This is a genomic window from Limosilactobacillus reuteri, assembly GCF_002254085.1.
Lineage (GTDB): Bacteria > Bacillota > Bacilli > Lactobacillales > Lactobacillaceae > Limosilactobacillus > Limosilactobacillus reuteri_K.
In genome coordinates this window covers 58,613-82,202 of record NZ_NGPY01000055.1, presented here as the reverse complement: position 1 = coordinate 82,202, position 23,590 = coordinate 58,613, and the positions used below count along the sequence as shown (strand labels likewise).

Here is a 23,590-nt window from a genome sequence, read left to right as displayed (position 1 = left end):
ATCGTGAAGCGAAAGGCAAAAAAAATAGCCGTTAGTGCTGCCGTTTTGATGTGTACTGTCTTGCTTGCATCATGTGGTTTTGGAGGAAAGTCGTCATCGAAAAACTATTCAACGACTGGTTCAAGTAATGGTACTTATCAAGGTGTGATTAAAAATGGTCGTTACCGAACAAGTAAAGCTCGAGGTATAAATGTCTCACAAAATGATAATCAATATAACCTTAAAAGTTTTGAAAGTGGTTTGACTCAGGTTTCAAAACGGGTCTTTTCAACAAAAAGCTATATTTTCCAAGAAGGTCAATACCTTAGTAGTGGCACGATTGAAAACTGGCTTGGTCGAAAAACAAAGAGTAATCCTGAAGGGCTAAACCCTGCTCAAGGAAAGAAGAGTAACCCTAACCCAGTCTATATTCAACAAATTGAAGAACAAGATTATATGCAAGAAAGTGGTAATTCCATGAAATTGCGGGGGATTACGATTGGGATTGGAATAAATTCCGAATACAACTACCAAACTAAGACAGGAGGACCAACTTTAACTAAGAAGATTAGTGATAGTGAGGTTCGTCGTCAAGGTGAAATCGCGGCACAAAAGGTTCTTCAACGAGTGCGGAAAAAGTCAGGCGTTGGAAATGTTCCAATCGTGATTGCACTATACAAACAAGCACCAGATGATAGTTTAGTTGGTGGTACATTCTTTGCTTATAGCAAGAATAGTGGTAATACGATTAGTAGCTGGCGGAAGTTAAATTACAAGAATGTAGTCCTTCCAAAGGCTAGTGCATCAACAACTAATAGTTCTGATCAAACTGATGACGATAGTTTCTCAAACTTTAAGAGTCAGATTCAAAGTTTCTTCCCTAACTTGAGCGGAGTTACAGCACAAGCACAATATGAAAATGGAACTTTGTCGGGGATGCACATTACCGTTACTACTCAGTTCTATAGTCAAAGTGAAATTACTAGTTTTACCCAATATATTACCCGGGCAGCAAAGAAGTACCTGCCTAATGGGATTCCGATTGATATTAAGATTCAATCTGATTCCGAAATTCAAGCGGTTGTTTATCGGAATGCTGGTTCTGATAACTTCCAGTCGCATATTTTTGATTCTTATTAAAGGTGAAAAAGGAGAATATCGATTCGTTACTAGAAAATGCGAATCGATAACTCCTTTTTTATTTCTACATGGATGAAATAGGAGCCTATTCTGTGCTAAAATTGTTAAATGTATATGTAGATTTTAAATTACTGGAAAAGAGGTAGAGAGAATGGCCAGTAAAATCACTGAGCAACAAGTAGAACACGTTGCTGAACTTGCTAAGCTTGAGTTCCCTAAGGATGAACTTGGTAAGTTTACCACTCAACTAGGAAACATTATTGATATGTTTGAAGACCTCGAAGCGGTTGATACCGATGGCGTTGAACCAATGACATCAGCAACCGATCGGGTAAATGTAATGCGTGAAGATAAGGCAATTAAGAGTTCCAAAGAAGAACAAGAAGCCTTGCTTAACAATGCTCCTGAAACTGATGGTGGCTACATCAAGGTTCCGGCAATTCTTGACGAAAGTGAGGACGGCGAATAATGGATTTTTACCAAACAAGCTTGAGTCAATTGCACGATGACTTGGTAAATAAGAAAATCAGTGCAACTGAATTAACAAAGGAAACTTTTGCCCACATTAAGGGTAACGAAGACCAAGTTAAAGCCTTCATCAGCTTAAATGAAGAACAAGCACTGAAGCGGGCAGCTGAGATTGATGCAAAGGGCATTAGTGCTGATCAATTAACTGCAGGGGTTCCGCTTGCAGTTAAGGATAATATCTTAACTAAGGACCTCACAACTACAGCTGCTTCTAAGATGCTTGAAAACTTTAACCCTGTATATGACGCGACAGTGGTTGAAAAGTTAAATGCTGCTGATTATATCAACGTTGGTAAGACTAACCTTGATGAATTTGCCATGGGATCATCTACTGAAAATTCAGCATTCTTTACAACTCATAACCCATGGGATCTTACACGGGTTCCTGGTGGTTCTTCCGGTGGTTCTGCTGCTGCTGTTGCGGCCGGGGATGTTTTAGGTGCGCTTGGTACTGATACTGGTGGTTCTATTCGGATGCCTGCTTCCTTTAACGGTGTCGTTGGGATGAAGCCTACATACGGTCGTGTATCGCGGTGGGGAATCATTGCCTTTGGTTCAAGTTTTGACCAAGTCGGCTGGTTGACCCAAAATGTTAAGGATAATGCCTTGTTGACCGCCCTCATCAGTGGAAATGATGAACGGGATATGACATCTTCCCTTAAAGAAGTTCCAGACTGGGCAGCCCAATTAAACGAAAATACGAATGTTAAAGGCTTACGGATTGCTGTGCCAAAGGAATACTTTGATGGCTTAGACGAAGATGTTCAAGAAGTAATCAAGGCTGCTTTGGACCACTTAGAATCCCTCGGCGCAATTGTTGATGAAGTAAGTTTGCCACACACCAAGTATGGGGTTCCTGCTTACTACATTTTAGCCTCATCTGAAGCATCTTCTAACCTTCAACGTTACGATGGTATCCGTTATGGCTTCCGAGCTGCTGATGTTAAGAACTTGGAAGATGTTTATGTTCGTTCTCGTTCGGAAGGTTTTGGTGAAGAAGTTAAACGGCGGATTATGTTAGGGACATTCTCTCTCTCTGCTGGTTTCTATGATGCTTACTTTAATAAGGCCGCTAAAGTTCGCCGTCTTATTGCCCAAGATTTTGAAGACGTATTTAAGGATCATGATGTAATCGTTGGTGCTACTGGTGCTTCAACGGCATTTAAGATTGGTGCGGAGATTGATGATCCACAAACTATGTACATGAACGACGTATTGACTGTTCCCGTTAATATGGCCGGCCTTCCTGCAATGTCCATTCCTGCTGGCTTCTCTGCTAAAAATGGCATGCCAGTTGGTCTGCAAATCATCGGAAAAGCATTTGACGAACAAACAGTTTATAACACTGGATATGTCTTTGAACAGACAACTGATTTCCATAAGAAGACACCACAGTTAGGAGGTCAAAACTAAGATGAACTTTCAAACAACAATCGGTCTAGAAGTCCACGTTGAATTAAAGACTAATTCAAAAATTTACAGTCCATCCCCCGTTGAATACGGTGACCAGCCTAATGCAAACACTAATGTCATCGACTGGGGTTACCCTGGTGTATTGCCAAGTTTAAATAAGGGTGTCGTTCGTGACGGAATCATGGCTGGACTTGCTCTTCATGCTCAAATTGCCCACCACATGCACTTTGATCGGAAGAACTACTTCTATCCTGATAACCCGAAAGCCTACCAGATTACTCAATCAGATACGCCAATCGCTCATGACGGTTGGATTGAAATTGAAGTAAATGGTAAGAAGAAAAAGATCGGTATCAAAGAAATGCATATTGAAGAAGATGCTGGTAAGAACACTCACACCAGTAAGTATTCATATGTTGACTTGAACCGGCAAGGAACTCCTTTGATCGAAATTGTTTCTAAGCCAGATATCGCCTCACCTGAAGAAGCGGTAGCCTACTTGGAAGCATTGCGTCAACGGATCCAATTTACGGGGATCTCTGATGTGAAGATGGAAGAAGGATCCATGCGGGTTGATACCAACATCTCAATTCGGCCAATCGGTTCTGACAAGTTTGGGACCAAGACAGAAATGAAGAACATCAACTCCTTTAATTATGTTCGGAAGGCCCTCGCATTTGAAGAAAAACGGCATCAAAAAGTATTGATGGCTGGTGGACACATTGGTCAGGAAACACGTCGTTATGATGAAGCGACTGGTGAGACTATTTTGATGCGGACAAAGGAAGGTTCTGATGATTACCGTTACTTCCCAGAACCAGACTTGCCACCAGTAAACGTTAGCGATGAATGGATTAGTGAAATTGAAAGCGAAATGCCAGAAATGCCTGGTGAGCGTCGTGAGCACTATGTTAAGGACCTTGGCTTAACTGATTACGATGCCATGGTTCTTACCCAGACTAAGGAAATGTCTGATTTCTTTGAAGAGGCTGTTAAGGACGGTGGCGATCCTAAGCGGGTAGCCAACTACTTAATGAACGATGTAAACTCATACTTGAACGATAAGCAAGTTGACTTACAAGACACCAAGCTTACTCCAGCTAACCTTGCCGGCATGGTGAAGTTGATTGAAGATGGGACAATTTCTTCTAAGATGGCTAAGAAGGTCTTCAAGGGTATCTTAGATGGTGAGGAGCCAAATGCTTACGCAAAGGAACACGGTCTTGTTCAATTATCTGATCCTGCACAACTGCAGCCAATCGTTGATGAAGTTCTTGATAACAATGAACAATCAATTGAAGACTTTAAGAATGGTAAAGACCGGGCTGTCGGCTACTTAATGGGTCAAATCATGAAGCAAACGCGTGGTAAAGCAAATCCACAAGTTGTTACTCAATTATTGATGAAGTCTTTAAAGGCTAAATAGTTAGGGGGGATGACCGTGCGAAAACGTGCTCGGATAATTTATAATCCTACTTCGGGGCGTGAGACTTTTCGTAGCGACCTCGTAGATATCCTATCGATTTATGAAAAAGCAGGTTATGAGACCAGTGCTTTTGCGACTACTCCTGCTCCTAACTCAGCCAAAAATGAAGCTACCCGTGCTGCTAAGGATGGTTTTGATTTAATCGTTGCAGCTGGTGGTGATGGGACACTTAATGAAGTGGTTAATGGAATCGCGGGCTTAGAACACCGGCCGACATTAGCCATTATCCCTGCCGGAACAACGAATGATTATGCACGAGCATTACGAATCCCACGAGATGATCCGATTGCGGCGGCTAAGTTAATCTTGAAAAAAAATAAGAAGTTTAAGATTGATATTGGTCGTGCGGGGGATAATTACTTCATGAATATTGCAGCTGGTGGGACAATGACAGAAGTAACCTACGAAGTTCCATCCCAAATGAAATCATTATTTGGCTATGCTGCTTATTTTGCCAAGGGTGCAGAATTAATCCCACGAATTAAACCGATTGAAATGTTGATTAAGTATGATGGGCAAGAATATCGTGGTAATGCAACAATGTTTATGATTGCCCTTACTAACTCAGTAGGTGGTTTTGAACAGATTGTCCCTGATGCTTCTCTTGATGATGGTAAGTTTACAATGATCATCATTAAGAAGAGTAATGTCATTGATATGCTAAGTTTAATGGCAAAGGCGCTTCAAGGTAAGCATCTTGATGATCCACGAATTATTTATGCTAAGGCGACTGACATTGAAGTTATTCCCTTAAATAAGGAAGACCGCTTAATGATTAACCTTGATGGTGAATATGGTGGTGACGCGCCGATGCACTTCCATAACTTAAAACAGCACTTAGAAGTGATTGCTAATTTGGATGAAATTCCTGAGGACGCAATTACAACTTCTGCTGATTTTAAGCGGGTCGAAAAAGACTTTATGGATGGCATTGACGATTATAAAGATCGCGAAAAGAAATAGAATAAATAAACGGTCAGCTTCACAAAGAGGAAGTTGGCCGTTTGTTTTGTTATAATAGGAGAAGTTTGTAACGTTGAAATTAATGGAGGAATAACTTTGAAACTAAACATTCCAGTACATAAAAATGAAGAGTACCCTGCGAAAGTAGTTGACCTAACTTATGAGGGTAACGGGGTTGTGAAGATTGATGATTTTCCCGTCTTCGTTCCCAATGCTTTACCAGGGGAAGAGATCACAGTAAGGATTACTAAAGTTGCCAGTCATTTTGCCTGGGGCCGGGTGATGGCATGGCAAAAGAAGAGTCCTGACCGGGTTGATGTTAAGGATAAAAAGTATATCCAGACAGGAATTGCGCCGCTTGGTCATTTGAAATATGAAGCCCAATTGAAGTTTAAACAGCACCAAATCGCTGAGTTGCTGGCAAAGGCGCATTTAGATGAGATTGAAGTATTGCCAACGACGGGGATGAAAAAACCTTATCATTACCGCAATAAGGCCCAAGTACCAGTAAAAATGGTCCGCGGTCAATTAGAAACCGGTTTTTATAAGCGGGGAAGTCACAACTTAGTCCCGATTGAAGATTTCTATATCCAAGATCCAGAAATTGATAAGGCCATTGTGGTTGTCCGTGACTTATTACGGCAATACCACATTACACCATATGATGAACAAACTGGTAAAGGCGTGATTCGCACAGTAATGGTTCGACGGGGATATTACAGTCATGAGGTAATGGTTGTTTTGGTTACCAACACCAAACGCTTACCGATGGAAAAGCAAATTGTTGATGGGATTGTTGCTGAGGTTCCAGAAGTAAAGAGCATCGTTCAAAACATCAATGATAAGCGAACGAACCGCTTGCTCGGCGATAAGAATAAAACATTATGGGGTGCTGATGAAATTCATGATCAGCTCCTCGAGATTGATTTTGCAATTTCCCCATTATCCTTCTATCAAGTTAATCCGCAGCAAACTGAACGCCTTTACCAAACAGCCATTGATAATGCTGGGCTAAATGGCAGTCAAACAGTTATTGATGCCTACTGTGGAATCGGGACGATCTCATTGGCAGTTGCTAAGCACGCTAAGCAAGTTTACGGGGTCGAAATTGTCCCAGCCGCGATTGAAGACGCCAAACATAACGCTAAACGGAATGGTATTAAGAATGCTAAGTTTGTTGTTGGTAAGGCGGAAGATCAATTTGCTAAGTGGCAAGCAGAAGGGCTCAAACCGGATGTTGTCATCGTTGATCCACCGCGGAAGGGCTTAGCTGAAAGTCTGATCGAAGCTACCGGTAAGATGGGACCAAAGAAAGTGATTTATGTTTCCTGTAATCCTGCTACTTTGGTTCGTGATATCAAGCGGTTTGCTGATCAGGGCTACCATGTAACGAAGCCAATTCAGCCGGTGGACCAGTTTCCACAGACGACACATGTGGAGAGCGTAACGGTGTTGGAATGTAGCTAATGGGAACGTGAATTTAACTAATTTAACTGCTCCTTGTAATAGACGTCTGTAAAAATAAATTATAAGGCAAAAATTGAACTGGTAACAATTAACTGATTCTTATTGAGAATAGGGAGTAAATAATAGAGTACCGATGCCATGAAAAGTTGTAAATGTTTATTACAGGATTAAATTCTTCAAATATTACAATTACCTAAGAATAATTGACCAATAATGAATAATAATTCTTTCTTTATGGGGTAGTTCTATTAAAAAATTAAAGTTTTGTATTGTTAATTAGACATTTAATAACTTTTTTCAATATTTCAGGAATTGGCACTCCAATTTTACTGATTATTTTTAACAAAGTAATTAATTCTTTTGAAATATAAAATATGATTGTGTAGTTTCTAATTTTTGTACCACTTTTTAATAAATGAACATCTAGAATATGTGTAGTACTAACTAGAATTAAAATTGCGATTTTACACAGTAGAACATGAAATAATGCTTTAATTGAAAAATTATGTTTATCAATAGCAAATAAGATATGTGTTAAATAATTAACTACTATAAAAATTAATAGACAGTAGAGAAGATCATCAATTCCACCGAGATAATATTCGAAAATAATTTTAATCATTATATTATTCCTCCTTAAATACATCCTTTGAGTTTGATTTGCTAATACTCTGACGTTGATCTGAATTTGGCATCAGGGTTGGTTTACCTGCAGGTTTAACAATTTCTTGACTGAACAGTTCGGTGAATTTCTTCTTATTGATTGGTCGGTATAACCTTCGGCACTCTTCTTTGCTAACATTTTGCGGATGATTACTTTATCTTCAATTGAGTCACGTTTTGGTTGCCCATCATCGCTTGAAGCTTCATTTTCGTTGCTTGATAACAATTGATGAATGGACCGAATGGTTTTCTGGGTCTGATCAAGCTGGTTCTCAGCCTCCTTGAGTTTCAACTCAAGGTCATTCATTATGCTCATAGGAATCCTCCTTTACTTCGTTAATCTCTAGCTGTTGAACATCTTTACCGGGTGCAATCACCATCAGATGGTGTGGTTGACCAAGTAGTAAACGCAGCAGTCGTTCACGGATTGTGATTTGACGCATGATGCCAACACCATCTTGTTGGGGATGTTTGGTAACACTGATTGATACTTTATTAGCCATTCTTGCTAGCTCCTTTCATTAAGTTACGTGAGCCATTTCTCACACCTGTTTGCCAGGAGCAGAAAAAAAGTGAACCATATCTGGCTCACTTTTACGAAAATTATTCTTTTTTATTATAAAAACTGCGCAATTTTACTAATCCAGCTCTAACATGTCTTCCTGCCATGGTTGGGCTAATACTCATTTTCTCAGCAATTTCTTTCTTCTTGAGTCCTTTGCAGTAATAACCGAGGACAGCATTTCGTTGTTTATTAGTTAAAGTTGTCAGGGCAGCTGGTAATTGTGCAATCAATTGCTGGTGGTGCCGCTGGTCTTCCTTTTCAATTAATGAATCCAATAAGTTATCCTTGCTGTAAACAGATGTAATTTCCATGGAACTACGGTCCGCTATTGTATCGATTGCATTAATAGCTGGATCTTCCTGTGAATTAGCGAAGAATTTATCCTGATGCCGTTCGTTTCGATGATCTGAATTATATTGCTTATGATCAAAGTCAAAGACAACGTTACCTTGTTCTTTGGTGATAGTGATTACTTGGTTTCCTATCTGCTTGACTCTAACGACTAGCTTGCCATTTTCTTCACCGATTAATTCATACTCACTGTTATTTGTCTTCATTAATAAAAGCCTCCGTTCCGGTCTCTCGAAACGAAGGCAAAGAACAAAAAGAGCCACTGGTAGTGTGCTAAACAGTCCAAAACTCATTCGTTTCGGGACTGCAGCAAACCTTCCAGTGGCTGGTTGCAGTAAAAGTATTTGATTTTGTGATGACCTGGAAGAGCCATTAGCTGTATGGCGACCATCGAGTAGAAAGAAAAGTCAACTAAAACTTTTTGTGAAATGTTAAAATATAATGTGATAGTTAAACATGTAACTTTCTACACCATCTATGCTAGAGATTTTCTGAATTTGGTGACTCCCAATAATTACCCATTTCTCGTAAATTTCTCGGAACTATCTTGGGGGAGGTGAAAGCATGGTGCGATTGGACTTGGCTACCTACATCGCCACGTTGAAAAAATATATGAGGCAAAAAAATACAGCTACTTTAGTGGATACTCTTTTTGGCTCGATTGCCGGACCATTAGAACTTAAGATATCAAGGGGACCGCATAAAGGCGAAGAATATGCGATATCTTCTGGAAGAGCTAGTGAACTTCTAAATAGGAAGAGAAATCCTGATACGCAAATTTCTGCCGGGGCTGATAATCCTAAAGTTTTAGCAACAATTGGTGATTATTTTGATTCCACTGTGCTCGAACTTCTGATGATGGGTGATAGTTTAGATGCGCTGAACGATGAATTGATAGGTGAAATTAACAGTGATGTTCATATGCAAAGGGGCATAAAAAAAGAGCTTTTAGAAAAATCTAAAAGCTCAAATATTAGTTCATTGTTAGCAGCAATCTTTTTGTATGTCGTTAAGGTAGATAACACTGGTAAACCAGAACGTACTCTAGAATCTATTAAAGATGTTCCATTAAGTAGTGTCTCATTTGATTCTCAGGATAATAAACTTCATATTAGTTCTCTTACTATTCCACTGCCCGAAAGCATTGCCCCTAGAAATATTAGAAATGATGAATTTAAATATTTGAATGCATTATGTCAGGCATACTCAGACAAGCTTGGTATGACAATCAGCATAGATAATATTGATTCTTGCCCTAAAAAAAGATTTCGTAATGATTTCAATGATGAACGAAATTATTATAATAGTGTACAAAGTAGAATTAGAGGGGTAAGAGAAATATTCTCTGATGTTGATGAACAATATGACGTGCTTAAGAAAGAAGCTTATGAAGGAATAAAGGAAACATATCTAGATGATTATCCGGATGGATTTAAACGTTTAATGGAGGTCTTAAAGAAAATTACTAGTACTTCATTAAATAGGTCTCAACTGGTTAAACTGGATATTATCGGTAATGCTGAAAGAAAGGGCTTATGTCATGTTTTAGTAAATGACGGGTACATCAATTCGTGGGTGGACATTGATGAATGATAAGAATATTTTTAACAGTTCTGTAGAGCTAACATTACGAACACTATTGGTGTTAAGTCATTTTAGTGATTTAAACGTTGATCAGATTGCGATAATAGATTTTAAGACTACCTATGGTAAGTATTTTGGAAATTCAGAATACAATTTACATGGTGATAATGAGTTTGGCTTGCAAGAGTACGGATTACGTAGACAGAAAATAAGTAAGTCTATTAAGGAAGGTGTTTTACAAGGAATAATTACTTATCGTGAATTTGCTAAAAAAGGTTTTCTCTACTCTTTAAGTACTGATGGGAAATCAGTTGTTAATAATTTTCCTAAAGAAGATTTATATTTTAAGGAATATAACGCAGCCTTAAAAAACATTGAAGTGCCCAACATATATGAAATAAAAAATTTTCAGGATAAGTTAAGCCAAAAAATGTGGGGAGGTGTAAATAATGAATAATAAGTTTCATATAAGTTCTGTTAAAGTAACAGGGCCAGGAGTGCGGGATTCTGAAGTCCAATTTCGAGAGGGGCTTAATATTGTTGAAGGTGGATCAGACACAGGGAAAACTAGTATTGTGCATTGCATCTTATATGTTTTTAACAAATCCTGGGGCAATAAAAACGATAGTAAACGACACAAAAAATTCCCATTTTTAGATGAATATGGTTACACACAAGTTGTGGTAACATTCAAAAATAAGAAAGGTTATATTACCATCTCAAGGGAAAAAGACGCTCAAAAAGTTCAAGTAGATAGTTCCTTTTCAGGAATTTCGTCAGGCTATTATTCGGTTAATAATACTAAAAGAAAAAATTTAAATGATATTTTATTAGAAATGTTAGGAATGCAAGAGCGACACCAAATTCCCAAAAATATTAACTATCAAACTCAAAATTTTTCGTGGAAAGGTATTTCACCCTTATGGTATGTAGATGAAAATGACGTAATTCAGGCAAATCCCATAATGCTACCCTTGTATAACACACAAACGACAGCTTTCTTGTCTTCTTTAATTTTTATGATTACTGGAAGTGAAATAGAAATTCCTGAAGGTATTAGAGACCCTAAAACTAAAAAGGCAAAGGATGAAGCAACTAAAGGGCAACTTGCCAAGCAGTTACAGGAGTCTAGTAGCAAAATAGAAGAGATTCATTCCCAACTTGCAGAGAAAAAATATGATAATGTAGAAGACCAGCTTCAGGTTATCGTTGACAAAATTGATAAGTTAAATGAACAAATATATGAACGTGTCAATAATATCCACAGTATTCAGCAAGAGCTAACTGGAATTAGCCAACAGATAGAAGAAATGACAGTATATGTGGCTAAATTTAAAAACCTACGTTCAGAATATATAGGCGATGTTAAACGTCTAAGTTTTATTGTGAATGGGGAACAACAATTAAAACATATCCAAGGCAAACGAAAATGTCCATTTTGCAATCAAACTATTAATCCGAAAGATAACCATAATCATACTAAAGCTGCTCAGGCGGAACTTAGTCGTATTATAGGACAATTAGAAAGCTTAGAACAATCTACAAATGATGTGAAAAATAAGAAGCATAATCTTGAGCAAGAGCAGCATGACAAAGAAGAACATCTTAATCAATTGAGTCAGAAGCTACAGAAAGAAATGAAGCCAGAGCTAAAAAGCTTAAGGAAACAGCAAGAGAATTATCAGAATTATTTGTTGTTAAAGAATAAAGAAGAGATATACAAAGGATTAATTTCAGAATGGTCTGATGAAATCAATAAAATTGATAATGAAAAAGAAAAACATCCTGAGTATCATCCTCTAGAACATCTTCCTGAAAATTTTGCTAAAAAAATTTCTGATATCGTTCGTACTATTTTAATAGAATGTGATTACGCGGGTTTAGAAAATGTTAGGTTTGATATCAAAAATTTTGAAATTGAAATTAATGGTATTCAGAAATCAGATAATCACGGCAAAGGATATAGAGCATTTTTAAACACTGTTGTTAATTTGGCTTTCAGAGAATATATGTATGAAAATGCAATGTATTCTTCATGGCTTGATATTATAGATACGCCATTTCTCGGGTTGGAAGAAGCTGGCGATTCTCATATACCTGAGCACCTAAAGACTGGCTTGTTAGATTATCTAATCTCTCATCAAAAAGAGGGCCAAGTAATCTTAATTGAAAATAATAAAGACCTGCCACAAAAATCTTTGAGCAAAGAAAAGGTAAATGTAATTGAATTTGAAAGTGATAGTAAACGGACGGGATTTTTGTTAGATATTAGCAAATAGAGTTTAAAAACGGCTGGTACTGATATAACTTTAGTACCAGCTTTCATTTGTTCTAAAGTTATGAGAACGCATAATTAAATGCCTATTTAAAGAATAAACACTGTATAATTGAATTATGAGAGTTATCTATGTGAGGGGAAAATATGTATTTTAGTTACAATAAATTATGGAAATTATTAATTGATCGTGGTTGGAAAAAGAAAGACTTGCGTGAAAAGAGTGGAATTAGCTCTGCATCAATTGCCAAATTGGGAAACAATGGCAATGTTACAACAGAAGTACTGCTTAAGATTTGTAAAGCATTAGATTGCGATATAAGTGACATTATGAAAATCGTAAGATCCTAGATTTGGGGTAAAAATATGGTAAAGACATATAACGAATTAACCCGAGTTCAACTTCCTGCTGTACTGCATTTAGTAAAACTGGGTTACAAATATTTTTCGTATAAACAAAATAAACAAGATATTGATACTGAAACTAATATTTTTGTTCCAGAATGCAAAAGGCAATTTTTAAAGTTAAATCCAGAAGCAACAGATTCTGATTTTGAAAAAGAATTTAAAGATATCAAGCTGGAGCTAGGCTATAACGATCTAGGACGCAGTTTCTTTAACAGAATACAAGGGACGAGTAATTCTAATTATAAATTTATTGATTGGGAAAATTTTAATAATAACTCATTCAAAATAGCTATTGAAGTTCCTTGCATAAATAGTGAAGAAGAATTTAGACCTGACATTACAGTATTTATTAATGGCCTTCCACTTAGCTATATTGAAGTAAAACAACCTAATGCAATTAGGGATAAGACGACAGGCATGAAATCCGAGTTTAATAGGATGACTGTTAGATTTAAGAATCAAAAATTTAGAAAGTTTCACAACATTACCCAGTTAATCTGTTTTTCGGATAATATGCCTTATGCTGACGATGAAGGGCAACAAATGCAAGGTTCATATTATGCTACTACAAGTCTTGGTAAAGCTATCTTTAATTCTATGCATGAGGAACGGTATGGAGAATTAGTGGATAGAATTGGAACTATTTCAGATCAGCAAATAAATGAAGTACTTAAAGATGCAAATAAGATTGTCTTAAAAAATAGTCCTGAATTTAAGACAAATTGCAAAAATGAAACCCCAATGAATATGTTCTTAACCTCAATGTATGACAGGCAACGGTTGCAATTTTTCTTGCGCTTTGGGATGACCTATGTTGATACAAAGGATAAAAATGGTAATGAAGTGTTGCAAAAGCATATTATGCGATACCCCCAATTCTTTGCCACTCGAGCAGTTGCTGACAAAATTAATGAAGGTGTAAAGAAGGGAGTTATTTGGCATACACAAGGTTCAGGTAAAACGGCACTAGCGTTCTTTAATATCCGATATTTGCGATATCTTTTTCAGAAGAAAAACATTATTCCAAGATTTTATTTTGTTGTAGATAGATTAGATTTAGCAACTCAAGCAAGTAAAGCTTTTAAGGAACGTGGGCTGAAAGTTAAATTGATTTCTAACAAAAGACAATTGAACAAGCCCTTTTCCGAGGATATATCCGTAGTTAATATTCAGAAAGTTAATGAAGATACTGATTTAACAAATAAATCTGGGTATGATTTGAATACTCAAAATATTTATTTTATTGATGAAGCTCATCGCTCGTACAATGAAAAGGGATCGTATTTGCCTAACTTATATAATGCCGATAAAAAGTCCATAAAAATTGCATTAACTGGAACACCATTAATTAATATTGATCACAAGGGCAAGAAAACTAGCAGAGCTACAACTAAAGAAATATTTGGAGACTATATTCATAAGTACTATTACAACCAATCTATCCAGGATGGTTATACTCTACGCTTGATGCGAGAAGAAATTGAAACCAGCTATAAGCATAAATTAAAGGACATTTTAAATGGCTTATCAGGGAATGTTGAAAAGGGAAGCCTGAATAAAAGGCTCCTTTACTCCAATCCTAAATTTGTTTCTCCAATGTTGGATTATATACTTGATGATTTTGTTAAATCGAGGGATATATTTGGTGACCAGACCATCGGTGGAATGATTGTTGCACAGTCTAGTGAGCAAGCTAGGGAAATGTATAAGGAATTCCAAGAAAGACAACGGTCTGGCAAAACAAAGTTAACTGCATCTCTCATTCTCTCTGATAAAGACGATAAAGAAACCAGAGGAGAAGAGGTGGAAGATTTCAAAAAAGGAAAAACTGATTTACTCATTGTTTACAATATGTTGCTAACAGGGTTTAATGCTCCAAGACTAAAAAAATTGTATCTTGGACGAATGATCAAAGCACATAACCTATTGCAAGCTTTGACCCGTGTTAACCGACCATATAAAGATTTCCGTATGGGCTATATTGTTGATTTTGCTAATATTTCAAAAGAGTTTGATAAGACTAACCATGCATATTTTGAAGAATTAAATAGCGAGTACAACTCTAATTTAACAGATGAAAAAGCTGAAAACATATATGGTTCCCTCTTCGTACCTGCACACGAAATCGAAGATAGCTTGAATCAGGCAACAATTATTCTGTCACAGTATGATACTGGTAATTTAGAGAACTTTAGTCAGCAAGTAAGTGAAACACCAGAAAAGAAAGATTTATTAGAGCTTAAAAATACTCTTGAAAAACTTAAAGAATACTACAACATTAGTCGACTGATGTCGTACACTGATTTAACAGAAAAAATCAAAGCAGTTGAAGTTCCTAAACTGTTGAAAATTGTATCTGATAGGCTCATGACCTTAAATCTTATTTCTAATGCCAAAGATGACTCTAGTGATCAGCTTCTGAAAATGGCTATGAATAAAATGGACTTTAGCTTTAAGAAGGTTGGTGAGGTTGAACTTCAGTTGGCGGCAAATGATTTTGTTGAAAAGCAGAGACAAGCTGCATCAGCTTTGGGTCATAATTGGGATCAAAAAGACCCAGAATGGATTAGCCTTTATGAAGAATTTACTCGTGTCCTTGAAAAACAGCATATTGGTGAAATGACAACGGCAGATACTAAATTGAATACAACAGCTCTTGATCGAATAATAAAGCGAATTAACAATTTAAATGCTAAGAATAGACGTTTAGCAACTGCATTTAATGGCGATAAAAAATTTGCTAGAACATATAAGTATGTCATATATAAGAAAAAGGGTATAGCACCTAGTTCAGTAGCTGAAGAACCTGTTTTATATAAGGTTATGAAAAAAGCAAAAGATAAAATTGATAATGAGGTGTCTAAAAACCAAAATATGGTTGTAAACAAGGCATATTTTAATAACGAAGCTATTCAATCTATTCGCCAAAGTAGTCGAGAAGAGAATACAAAAATACCTGTACCAGAAGTTAAAGAAGTTTCTAGTCTTTTGACTGAGGAATATGACAAGGAATATCAAGGAGTTGATTAAAACAAATGAATAATACTGAATATAGTAATAAGGTAAAGCAATTGGTAGATGACTTGAAAGGTGTTTTTACCAGTGCTGGACTTGGTGGAGAAGCTGGCGAATACAAGCTACTTACTCAATCTTTCTTATATAAATTTATTAACGATAAATTCTTGTACGAAGCACGAAAATTTGATCCTAAGAATGATTATCAGACTCTCATGAAAATGAGTGATGATGATTATGAGGGATTACAAATGGACTTAGGTAATGAATCCGCTGTGATTAAACGTGAAGATCTTATTGAAACTCTATTTAATCGTCAAAATGAAGATGATTTTAGTACTTTATTTGATGCCACGTTGAATGACATTGCCATTGATAATAATGATATCTACTCGGTCGAGACAGCTGGGAATACTCAAGTGCGGCTATTTGATAGTGACCTTATTCAAGATAATGTTATTGATGGATCGCAACGAAATATTGTTGCTCGAGCTATTATTAACAAACTGTCAGAAACTAAGTTTGATGAGCATATCTTTGATGCTGGTTTCGATTTTTTCTCAACTATCTTTGAATATATGATCAAGGACTACAACAAAGATGGTGGTGGAAAATATGCCGAATATTACACACCACATTCTGTTGCTAAAATCATTGCTAACATTTTAGTTGGATATGACAAACCAGAAAATGTTCGAGTTTATGACCCTGCTGCAGGTTCAGGAACTTTGTTGATGACTCTTGCAAGTAAAATTGGTACAGATAGAGCAACTGTTTATAGTCAAGATATTTCGCAGAAATCAACTAACTTGCTTCGTATGAATTTGATTTTAAATGGCTTGAGTCATTCAATTCATAATATTGTACAAGGCAATACAATTCTTCATAATAAACACACAGAAAAAATGGACTATATTGTCTCAAATCCTCCATTTAATTTGGACTTTTCCCAATGGAGAGACGAGATCTTGACTTTACCTGATAAGAATTTAAGATTCTTTGCTGGTGTGCCTAATGTTCCTAAAAAGAAGAAAAGTAGCATGTCTATTTATTTACTTTTTATACAACACATTTTGTGTTCAATGAGTGATGACGGGCATGCTGCAATAGTTGTACCTAGTGGTTTTTTAACAGATACAGGTTCCATAGAATCAGAACTTCGTAAAAGAATAATTGAGAATAAATCTTTATTTGCGGTTGTCCAAATGCCTACAAATGTTTTTGCAACTACTAATACAAGCGTTTCAGTGATATTTATTGATAAAAGTAAAGAGCACAGTAATGTTATGTTTGTGGATGCCTCAAAGTTAGGAAGTTTAGTAAAGGCAAAAGATAATACTAGAGTTGTTCTGTCTGATCAAGATCAACAAAGAATAGTTGATGCAATAACTGACAATAAAGAAGTACAAGAATTCTCTACCTTTGTTTCTACTAATACGATTACTGACAATGACTATATGCTAAAGCCAGGACTTTATTTTGAGATGCAGTATTCTGTTTTGGCAAACTATCTAGTAAATTTAAGTAGTGAAGTCGAGAAAGCAAAGCAAAGAAAAAGAGGATTGTTATGGAATATAAGAAATGAACTAGAACGCAATAAAATAATTGAGTGGTTTGTAAAATTTAATGCCGATACTGATGTATTTTCTGGAGAGAAAAAATCTTCATTGTATGGAGAAATACCTGTTGAAATTGAGCTCACTTCTTTAGAACAACTATTAGATCAAACGATTGGAGGAGAATGGGGCAAAGCTAGTGAGCAGGGTAATTACAAAAACAGAATAAAATGTATTAGGGGGACAGATATTCCTAATGTTTCAAGGGCGTATTATGATAATGTACCTACTAGATATGTTTTGGACAAACATATTAAGGAAAAAAGAGTACGTATTAATGACATAATAATTGAAATTTCAGGAGGTAGTCCAATTCAATCAACTGGGAGAATTTGTTTAATAACAGAAGAGCTGTTAAAAGAAATGAAAGTACCTGTGCTATGTACCAACTTTTGTAGGATTTTAAGATTAAAATCTCCTGAATTAGCGTTATATGTATATAACTATCTTGTCCTTTTATATGACCGTGGATACTTCTTTAACTTAGAGAATAACACTACAGGAATAAAGAACTTAATTTTTAATTCATTTGAAAAAAACGTTAAAGTGCCAATCCCAAATGCAGAAGTCATGACAAAGTTTAATAAGAGTTTAGAGAAGGACTTCCAGAAAATAATAATTTAATTAAAACCTCATCTTTGAATTGAAGTTTGTTCTACTCGCTCTCTAGTGAAAAGATGAGGTAGTTTTTCCAGATGTTCATAAACAAATCTAATATTTTATGGACACCGGGTATATAGCTTTGCACCAATCTGAATTATTTATCTTATCGCTACTAACTACAGCTTTGGCTTTGATAAGAACTTGAAAGATTCTCTAATTGAAACGCACTTTAAACAAATTGATACTGCTAAGTATGCTCAAGAGGGGATGTAGTGCAACGCACATTTAGGGAGGAAGGAGGACGAAAATAGTGTCTAATGAATTTTTAAACAATCTACAGAAAAATAATGAATTTCCAATTATATTTATAGGGTCGGGGATAACACAGCGCTATTTCAAAAATGCACCTACATGGGATAGCCTACTAAGGCAGATTTGGGATGAATCCAAAACTGACCAATCCTATTTTTCTAGGTATAACCAGTTGTCAAAAAAATATCAGAATGCTTTTCAGACATATACTCATCTAGCTGATGAATTAGAACAAAAATATGATCAAGCTTTTTTTGATGAAGAACTCAAGATTGATGGTTTAACTCCTGAAGAAGCACACTATAATGGCGTTTCTCCTTTTAGAAAAAGAATAGCATCCATATTCTCTAATTTAGAGCCTAGAGACGGGGTTCATGCAGAAGTTACATTATTATTTGATATGTTAAAGAAAGCTCGATTGGTTGTAACGACAAATTACGATCCCTTTATTGAAAAGAATCTGAAAAATACCAACATAAAGGTTGGTAACAAAGGGCTTTTCGAGCCATCGGATTCCCTAAATGAACTGTATAAAATTCATGGATCGGTAGAAGATGCTAATTCAATAATAATTACTAGTAAGGATTATGAAAAACTTCAAAGAACGTCTGCAATTGTAAATGCAAAAATACTAAGTCAATTAACAATTTCTCCAATAATTTTCCTTGGGTATTCGCTAACAGATCAAAATATACAAACGCTTTTAAAAGATTTAGCAAGCAATATGCCTTTTTCTATTGAGAAAGCTGCCAAAAGAATAGGGGTAGTGGACTATCAAAAAGGGAATAAAAATATAGAGGAGACCATGGCAGATACTCCATATGGAGTGCATTATACGAAACTATCAACTGATAATTTTGAACAAATATATAAAGGCGTTTCCAAAATTAATCAGGGAATTTCACCTTTAGAAATTAGTAAGTATCAAAGTGCTTTTAGAAAGATAATCGATACGAAAGGTAAGCAAGGAAAATTAAAACAGGTATTGACATCGTTTGTTGACTTAAATAAGTTGCCTGATGAATTAAAAAGCAAAAATCTAGTAGTTGCTTTAGGGGACAGTAGGTTTTTGTACAAATATCCTACTTATGTTGATTATGTAAAAGACTATTTTCTAGGAAAAGAGGAAATGCCTTTAGAAATCGCGTTAAGATTTATTGTAAAAACTGCTCCTAAATCTACCTTACCCGTTTCAAAGTACATTCTTAAAGTAAAAAATGGTGAGTTAACATTAAAGGATAAAGATAAAGCTAAATTAAATGACAGATTAAGTAGTTTCCCGTCTCTCGAATCTTTACATTTGCCTAATACGCCTAAGAAACATCGAAATTCATTACGGAATATGGACTTTAATAATGTGCAAAAAATATTATCTAGGAATGATAATATAAAGAATTATACGAAGTTAAATTATTTTAGCTCCCATATAAAAGATTATTCTAAGGAAACAGCACTTAATCTTATAAAGTTTATTTTAGAGAATGAAATAGATAGTTTTATTGGTGATACTGCATGTCGGAAACTTTTTATGGCTTATAGTCTTGGTTATGAACCTATAGTCCAAAAAATATAAGTAAACAAAAAAGAGCCTCAATCATAGAAACTCTATGTGAGACTCTTTTTTGCAAGCCCAAAAACAGCATTACAAATGGCATAATGGTTTTTGTCTATATTATGGTACCAGTAGTTTTAAAATCAGTCAAGTTTGTGAATCACTGCAGTTGTTATTGATTCATAATTACTTGGCAGTTTTTAGGAAGCAGTATACATTCCCACAAACTAATAAAATCTTATCTCTATAATTCATTCCAAACTTCCACTAAAAGTCGGAATTATAGTCTTGAGTCAACAACTATGCTAGATTGATGTAGACAATAAAAGTTGCCTAGCGTAGTGATTATGTCCACACCGGTTATAAAATGTTGGAAAACACCGATTTAAATTGTCGGTTTTCCAACATTTTTTTATACTTGTTTCATATTAAATCTGGAGGAATTTATATGAGACAAGATATTCGACAGGAGTTGAGAAAATATCAAATGGATAAAATTAAACCAAATTTTACTGAATTAGGTCGTCAATTAGGCTGCGATCCAAGGACAGCTAGAAAATATTATTATTTGAAAGACGATGGTTATGAAAACAAAAGAAAATGACGTAAAAGTAAATTAGATCCCTATCGAAATATTATTGATGAGAAGGTTAAGAATTCTTGTTCAGCTACTTCAATTTTTTATTTCATTAAGGAGATGGGTTATACCGGCGGTATAAGTATATTGCGTGATTATTGCCATCAAATTAAAGTAAAAAAACAAACAACTCCAGTTGTAAGAATTCAGACTGCGCCAGGTCAATCTGCACAAGTTGATTGGAAAGAGGATTTTGTTCTACATACCCGAAAAGGTACTCCTATTAAGTTCTCAATTTTTCTTTATGTTCTTGGATATTCCAGGAAAAAGTATCTTAATTTTGTCTTTGATCGGAAACAAGATACCTTATTCTCGAGTCTTGTTGGAGCTTTTGAATTTATGAATGGAGTTCCTAAAGAAATTGTCTTCGACAATATGAAAACAGCTGTTGATCATGCTAGAAGTTCCTTTACTAAGGTTGTATGGAATGAGAAGTTACTGGAGTTTGCACGCACTGCTGGTTTCACACCTAAATCATGTAAACCATTCAGACCACAAACCAAAGGTAAAGTCGAATCACTAGCTAGAACCATTGAACGATTAAGAGTCTATAATTATGAATTTGATAATGTAAATGACTTAGCACAGCTAATTCACAAGTTAAATGTGCAGCTTAATAATGAATTGAGTCAAGCAACTGGGGAGAAGCCAAACACTTTATGGACAAAAGAAAAAGAATATTTATCACCTTTTGACAAGAATTTGCTTCTGTCAGTAATTGATCGGGATCAAACTCGCAAAGTTTCCAATGAATCCATGATCACTTACAAGGGTAATAAATATTCTGTACCAGTTAAGTATATCGGAAAAGAAGTTACAGTCAATATAACCGATTCTCTACTTCTTGTATCATTTGATGGTCGCCTTCTTCGAAAGCATTTGCTTTCGGATCAGAAAATAAATTATCACCATGACGATCTACAAGAAGTACTCAGTAACGGTGTATATCACGATCTTGCCGAAGAAGAATTAGAGAAAAAGGTTCAACGTAATCTTACTATGTTTGATAATTTAAGAGGATAAATCAATGACAGCTTATACAGAACTAGAAAATAACTTAGAAGCACTGAAACTAATGCTATTAGAGAATATTTACCAAATTACCTCGAAGGAGACAAACAACTTTCGCTAGCTGAAATTCTTAAACAATTAACTGATAAAGAATTAAATTACCGTAAGCAGCGCTCAGCTCGTATGTCAATTCACACAGCACACTTTCCTTACCAAAAGGAAATTAAGAATTTTGATTTTAATTTTCAACCTTCTGTTGATAAAGAAAAAATAACCAATTTAATGTCAATGGAATTTGTTGAGAATGCACGTAATGTTTTATTTATTGGCAGTTCCGGGGTGGGTAAAACTCATTTAGCTACTGGACTAGGAGTTGAAGCATGTAAAAACCATTTGAGTACTTATTTTGTTAATTGTCATGAACTAATTGAAAGGTTGAAATTAGCTTATCAAGAGAATCGTCTTGAGCCTATGCTCAAGAACTATCTTCGTTATAAGCTTTTAATAATCGACGAAATTGGCTATTTACCAATTGATAATTTAGGGTCCAACCTATTTTTTCAGCTAATTTCAAGGAGATATGAAAAAAAGTTAATCATTGTTACTACTAATATTCCGCTATCTAAATGGGGACAAACTTTTTCTAATCCTACTATTGCCAATGCAATTCTAGATCGATTAGTTCATCATTCAGAAATATTTAAAATTTCTGGTAAATCATATCGCATGAAAGATTACACGGAACAACATACAAAACAGCATTTAAACCGGTGAAAAAGTACATTTTTAAACCGGTGATTTCTGACAATTTTAAATCGGTGTTGACAGTGATTAATCAAAAATGTGTAATTGACCAACTAAGCTCGTGGCATGTTGAGAGTGTTACTGTCCTTGAGCGCACGGATAGATAGCCTGTAAACGCCGGTATGCCAGTATTTTTGATAGATGAAAAGTGTACTAATTCCTCTTTTGGTGATTGAAATTAGTACACTTTTTGCTTGTTGAGCTAGAGGGTTGAGTAGACAACGTGCTGGATTTTTAGGTTGTGTAGATAAGTGTCCGTTTTGGGGAGTTGAGTTGGTTAAGTTGATGAGAGAAGCAGTAATGGTTGACATGACGATAAGATAATGGATGTTAATTATTAAAGATATTTATAATCAAAGATTTAATTTATTGATTCTAATCAATTTTTGTAAAATGCTTTTATGCTAGATTTATATCGCAATAATCAAATGGAAGGATGAGAAATATAGTTGACTATATTGCAAAAATTAAACCAATAAATGCGGATAAAGTTGAAACACAGGCGCATGGAATAGCAACATTCAGTGAAAATGGTAATAGCCTTCATATTCATGTGGAAATGTTTGATACGCCTGCCAATATTGAACATTGGGAACATTTCCATGGATTTCCAGATGGGAAACAAGCTCATGTTCCGACGCTAATGCAGGACGTGAATCATGATGGCTTTATTGATTTACCTGAAACAGAGGCAGTATCTGGGACAACGATGGTTCCTTTTGATGATGCACCACAAGAAATGAACATTCCCCATGATGGCTACCCGGTTGCAGATAAATACGGTCATTATGAATATGATAAGGATGTCCCATTAAAAGATTTACAAGCAAAATTTAAGCAAGCATTTGGTAGTGACGATCTTCAATTAGACAAACGAGTAGTTTATGTTCACGGCGTACCAGCGGATCTTAAATTGTTATCTAGCGTTGCCGGTAATGTTATGAGTTATGATGCACATACAACTTTGCCAATTGCTGCTGGAGAGATTAAATTGGCACATTAATTTTTATAGAACTGAAATTTGAAAGCCAGAGTCTATGCTTTTTGCATGGTTTCTAGTCTTTTTTGTATATTCTCTCTTTTATTAAACGAAATTTACATGATAAAACTGTGATTTTTTGCTTAAAAGATAAATATAAAAAGACACTAGTATCTTGATAACAGTCAAGTCACCTAAATTGTTTTTTACCTATAATGTGTAGTGTCAAGAAAGGGAGA

20 protein-coding genes and 3 pseudogenes are annotated in these 23,590 nt (G+C 35.6%); 18 read left to right on the top strand and 5 right to left on the bottom strand.

Going from position 1 to position 23,590, the window contains the following annotated elements; all coding sequences use genetic code 11:
* The first annotated feature begins 3 nt into the window (after window positions 1-3).
* The 6 genes from CBG10_RS08790 (at window position 4) to rlmD (ending at window position 6,976) form a co-directional block, all read left to right on the top strand.
* The gene (locus CBG10_RS08790; protein ID WP_019253117.1) at window positions 4-1,119 is read left to right on the top strand and encodes a CamS family sex pheromone protein; all 1,116 of its coding nucleotides are present in this window, start codon (window positions 4-6) and stop codon (window positions 1,117-1,119) included.
* Between the two features lie 151 nt (window positions 1,120-1,270).
* Window positions 1,271-1,588 carry an Asp-tRNA(Asn)/Glu-tRNA(Gln) amidotransferase subunit GatC gene (gene gatC, locus CBG10_RS08785; protein ID WP_003664503.1) on the top strand — a complete coding sequence of 106 codons (318 nt, stop codon included), beginning with the start codon at window positions 1,271-1,273 and terminating at the stop codon, window positions 1,586-1,588.
* Window positions 1,588-3,060 (top strand): Asp-tRNA(Asn)/Glu-tRNA(Gln) amidotransferase subunit GatA, encoded by a 1,473-nt coding sequence (gene gatA, locus CBG10_RS08780; RefSeq protein WP_094508372.1) that lies wholly within the window; start codon window positions 1,588-1,590, stop codon window positions 3,058-3,060. Before gatC ends, gatA begins: the two co-directional genes overlap by 1 nt.
* Window position 3,061: 1 nt before the next feature.
* Window positions 3,062-4,486, top strand: coding sequence for an Asp-tRNA(Asn)/Glu-tRNA(Gln) amidotransferase subunit GatB (gene gatB / locus CBG10_RS08775; protein WP_003664499.1), 1,425 nt, complete (start codon window positions 3,062-3,064; stop codon window positions 4,484-4,486).
* A 9-nt stretch (window positions 4,487-4,495) separates the two neighbouring features.
* Window positions 4,496-5,509 (top strand): diacylglycerol kinase, encoded by a 1,014-nt coding sequence (locus CBG10_RS08770; protein WP_094501192.1) that lies wholly within the window; start codon window positions 4,496-4,498, stop codon window positions 5,507-5,509.
* A 96-nt stretch (window positions 5,510-5,605) separates the two neighbouring features.
* On the top strand, window positions 5,606-6,976 hold the full coding sequence (rlmD, locus tag CBG10_RS08765) for a 23S rRNA (uracil(1939)-C(5))-methyltransferase RlmD (protein ID WP_179225378.1): 1,371 nt from the start codon (window positions 5,606-5,608) through the stop codon (window positions 6,974-6,976).
* 256 nt (window positions 6,977-7,232) lie between these two features.
* Here the strand turns inward: rlmD and CBG10_RS08760 are convergent, their stop codons facing one another.
* From CBG10_RS08760 to CBG10_RS08740, 5 genes are all read right to left on the bottom strand, one after another.
* Window positions 7,233-7,598 (bottom strand): phage holin family protein, encoded by a 366-nt coding sequence (locus CBG10_RS08760; protein WP_179225377.1) that lies wholly within the window; start codon window positions 7,596-7,598, stop codon window positions 7,233-7,235.
* A gap of 4 nt (window positions 7,599-7,602) precedes the next feature.
* Window positions 7,603-7,701, bottom strand: coding sequence for a DUF2800 domain-containing protein (locus tag CBG10_RS11610; protein WP_225361538.1), 99 nt, complete (start codon window positions 7,699-7,701; stop codon window positions 7,603-7,605).
* Window positions 7,671-7,955 (bottom strand): hypothetical protein, encoded by a 285-nt coding sequence (locus tag CBG10_RS08750; protein ID WP_179225376.1) that lies wholly within the window; start codon window positions 7,953-7,955, stop codon window positions 7,671-7,673. The genes CBG10_RS11610 and CBG10_RS08750 overlap by 31 nt, the downstream gene beginning before the upstream one ends.
* Window positions 7,939-8,142 carry a hypothetical protein gene (locus CBG10_RS08745; RefSeq protein WP_094512367.1) on the bottom strand — a complete coding sequence of 68 codons (204 nt, stop codon included), beginning with the start codon at window positions 8,140-8,142 and terminating at the stop codon, window positions 7,939-7,941. Before CBG10_RS08745 ends, CBG10_RS08750 begins: the two co-directional genes overlap by 17 nt.
* Before the next feature lie 100 nt (window positions 8,143-8,242).
* Entirely contained in the window at window positions 8,243-8,761 is a 519-nt protein-coding gene (locus CBG10_RS08740) for an RNA polymerase sigma factor (protein ID WP_094512365.1), read from the bottom strand.
* Window positions 8,762-9,119: 358 nt separating this feature from the next.
* Here CBG10_RS08740 and CBG10_RS08735 point away from each other — a divergent pair, with 358 nt between their 5' ends.
* From CBG10_RS08735 to CBG10_RS08690, 12 genes and pseudogenes are all read left to right on the top strand, one after another.
* A complete protein-coding gene (locus CBG10_RS08735) occupies window positions 9,120-10,148 on the top strand; it encodes an ABC-three component system protein (protein WP_094512363.1) in 1,029 nt (342 codons plus the stop codon).
* Entirely contained in the window at window positions 10,141-10,596 is a 456-nt protein-coding gene (locus CBG10_RS08730) for an ABC-three component system middle component 2 (protein WP_094512361.1), read from the top strand. The genes CBG10_RS08735 and CBG10_RS08730 overlap by 8 nt, the downstream gene beginning before the upstream one ends.
* Complete coding sequence (locus tag CBG10_RS08725) at window positions 10,589-12,418, top strand: AAA family ATPase (RefSeq protein ID WP_094512360.1); 1,830 nt, start codon at window positions 10,589-10,591, stop codon at window positions 12,416-12,418. The genes CBG10_RS08730 and CBG10_RS08725 overlap by 8 nt, the downstream gene beginning before the upstream one ends.
* A 143-nt stretch (window positions 12,419-12,561) precedes the next feature.
* Window positions 12,562-12,765, top strand: a complete 204-nt coding sequence (locus CBG10_RS08720) for a helix-turn-helix domain-containing protein (protein ID WP_094512359.1) — start codon at window positions 12,562-12,564, stop codon at window positions 12,763-12,765.
* Between the two features lie 15 nt (window positions 12,766-12,780).
* Window positions 12,781-15,852, top strand: a complete 3,072-nt coding sequence (locus CBG10_RS08715; RefSeq protein ID WP_094512357.1) for a DEAD/DEAH box helicase family protein — start codon at window positions 12,781-12,783, stop codon at window positions 15,850-15,852.
* A gap of 5 nt (window positions 15,853-15,857) precedes the next feature.
* Window positions 15,858-17,384 (top strand): annotated as a pseudogene (locus CBG10_RS08710) (HsdM family class I SAM-dependent methyltransferase); the annotation flags it as partial.
* Between the two features lie 982 nt (window positions 17,385-18,366).
* On the top strand, window positions 18,367-19,941 hold the full coding sequence (locus CBG10_RS08705) for an SIR2 family protein (RefSeq protein WP_094512355.1): 1,575 nt from the start codon (window positions 18,367-18,369) through the stop codon (window positions 19,939-19,941).
* Between the two features lie 427 nt (window positions 19,942-20,368).
* On the top strand, window positions 20,369-20,524 hold the full coding sequence (locus CBG10_RS11605; protein WP_225361535.1) for a hypothetical protein: 156 nt from the start codon (window positions 20,369-20,371) through the stop codon (window positions 20,522-20,524).
* Window positions 20,525-20,536: 12 nt separating this feature from the next.
* A pseudogene (gene istA, locus CBG10_RS08700) lies at window positions 20,537-21,238 on the top strand (IS21 family transposase); the annotation flags it as partial.
* A 21-nt stretch (window positions 21,239-21,259) separates the two neighbouring features.
* On the top strand, window positions 21,260-21,580 hold the full coding sequence (locus CBG10_RS11795; RefSeq protein WP_405076820.1) for a Mu transposase domain-containing protein: 321 nt from the start codon (window positions 21,260-21,262) through the stop codon (window positions 21,578-21,580).
* A 4-nt stretch (window positions 21,581-21,584) separates the two neighbouring features.
* Window positions 21,585-22,342 (top strand): annotated as a pseudogene (gene istB, locus CBG10_RS08695) (IS21-like element helper ATPase IstB).
* A 475-nt stretch (window positions 22,343-22,817) separates the two neighbouring features.
* The gene (locus tag CBG10_RS08690) at window positions 22,818-23,375 is read left to right on the top strand and encodes a hypothetical protein (protein WP_094512404.1); all 558 of its coding nucleotides are present in this window, start codon (window positions 22,818-22,820) and stop codon (window positions 23,373-23,375) included.
* Window positions 23,376-23,590: the final 215 nt, after the last annotated feature.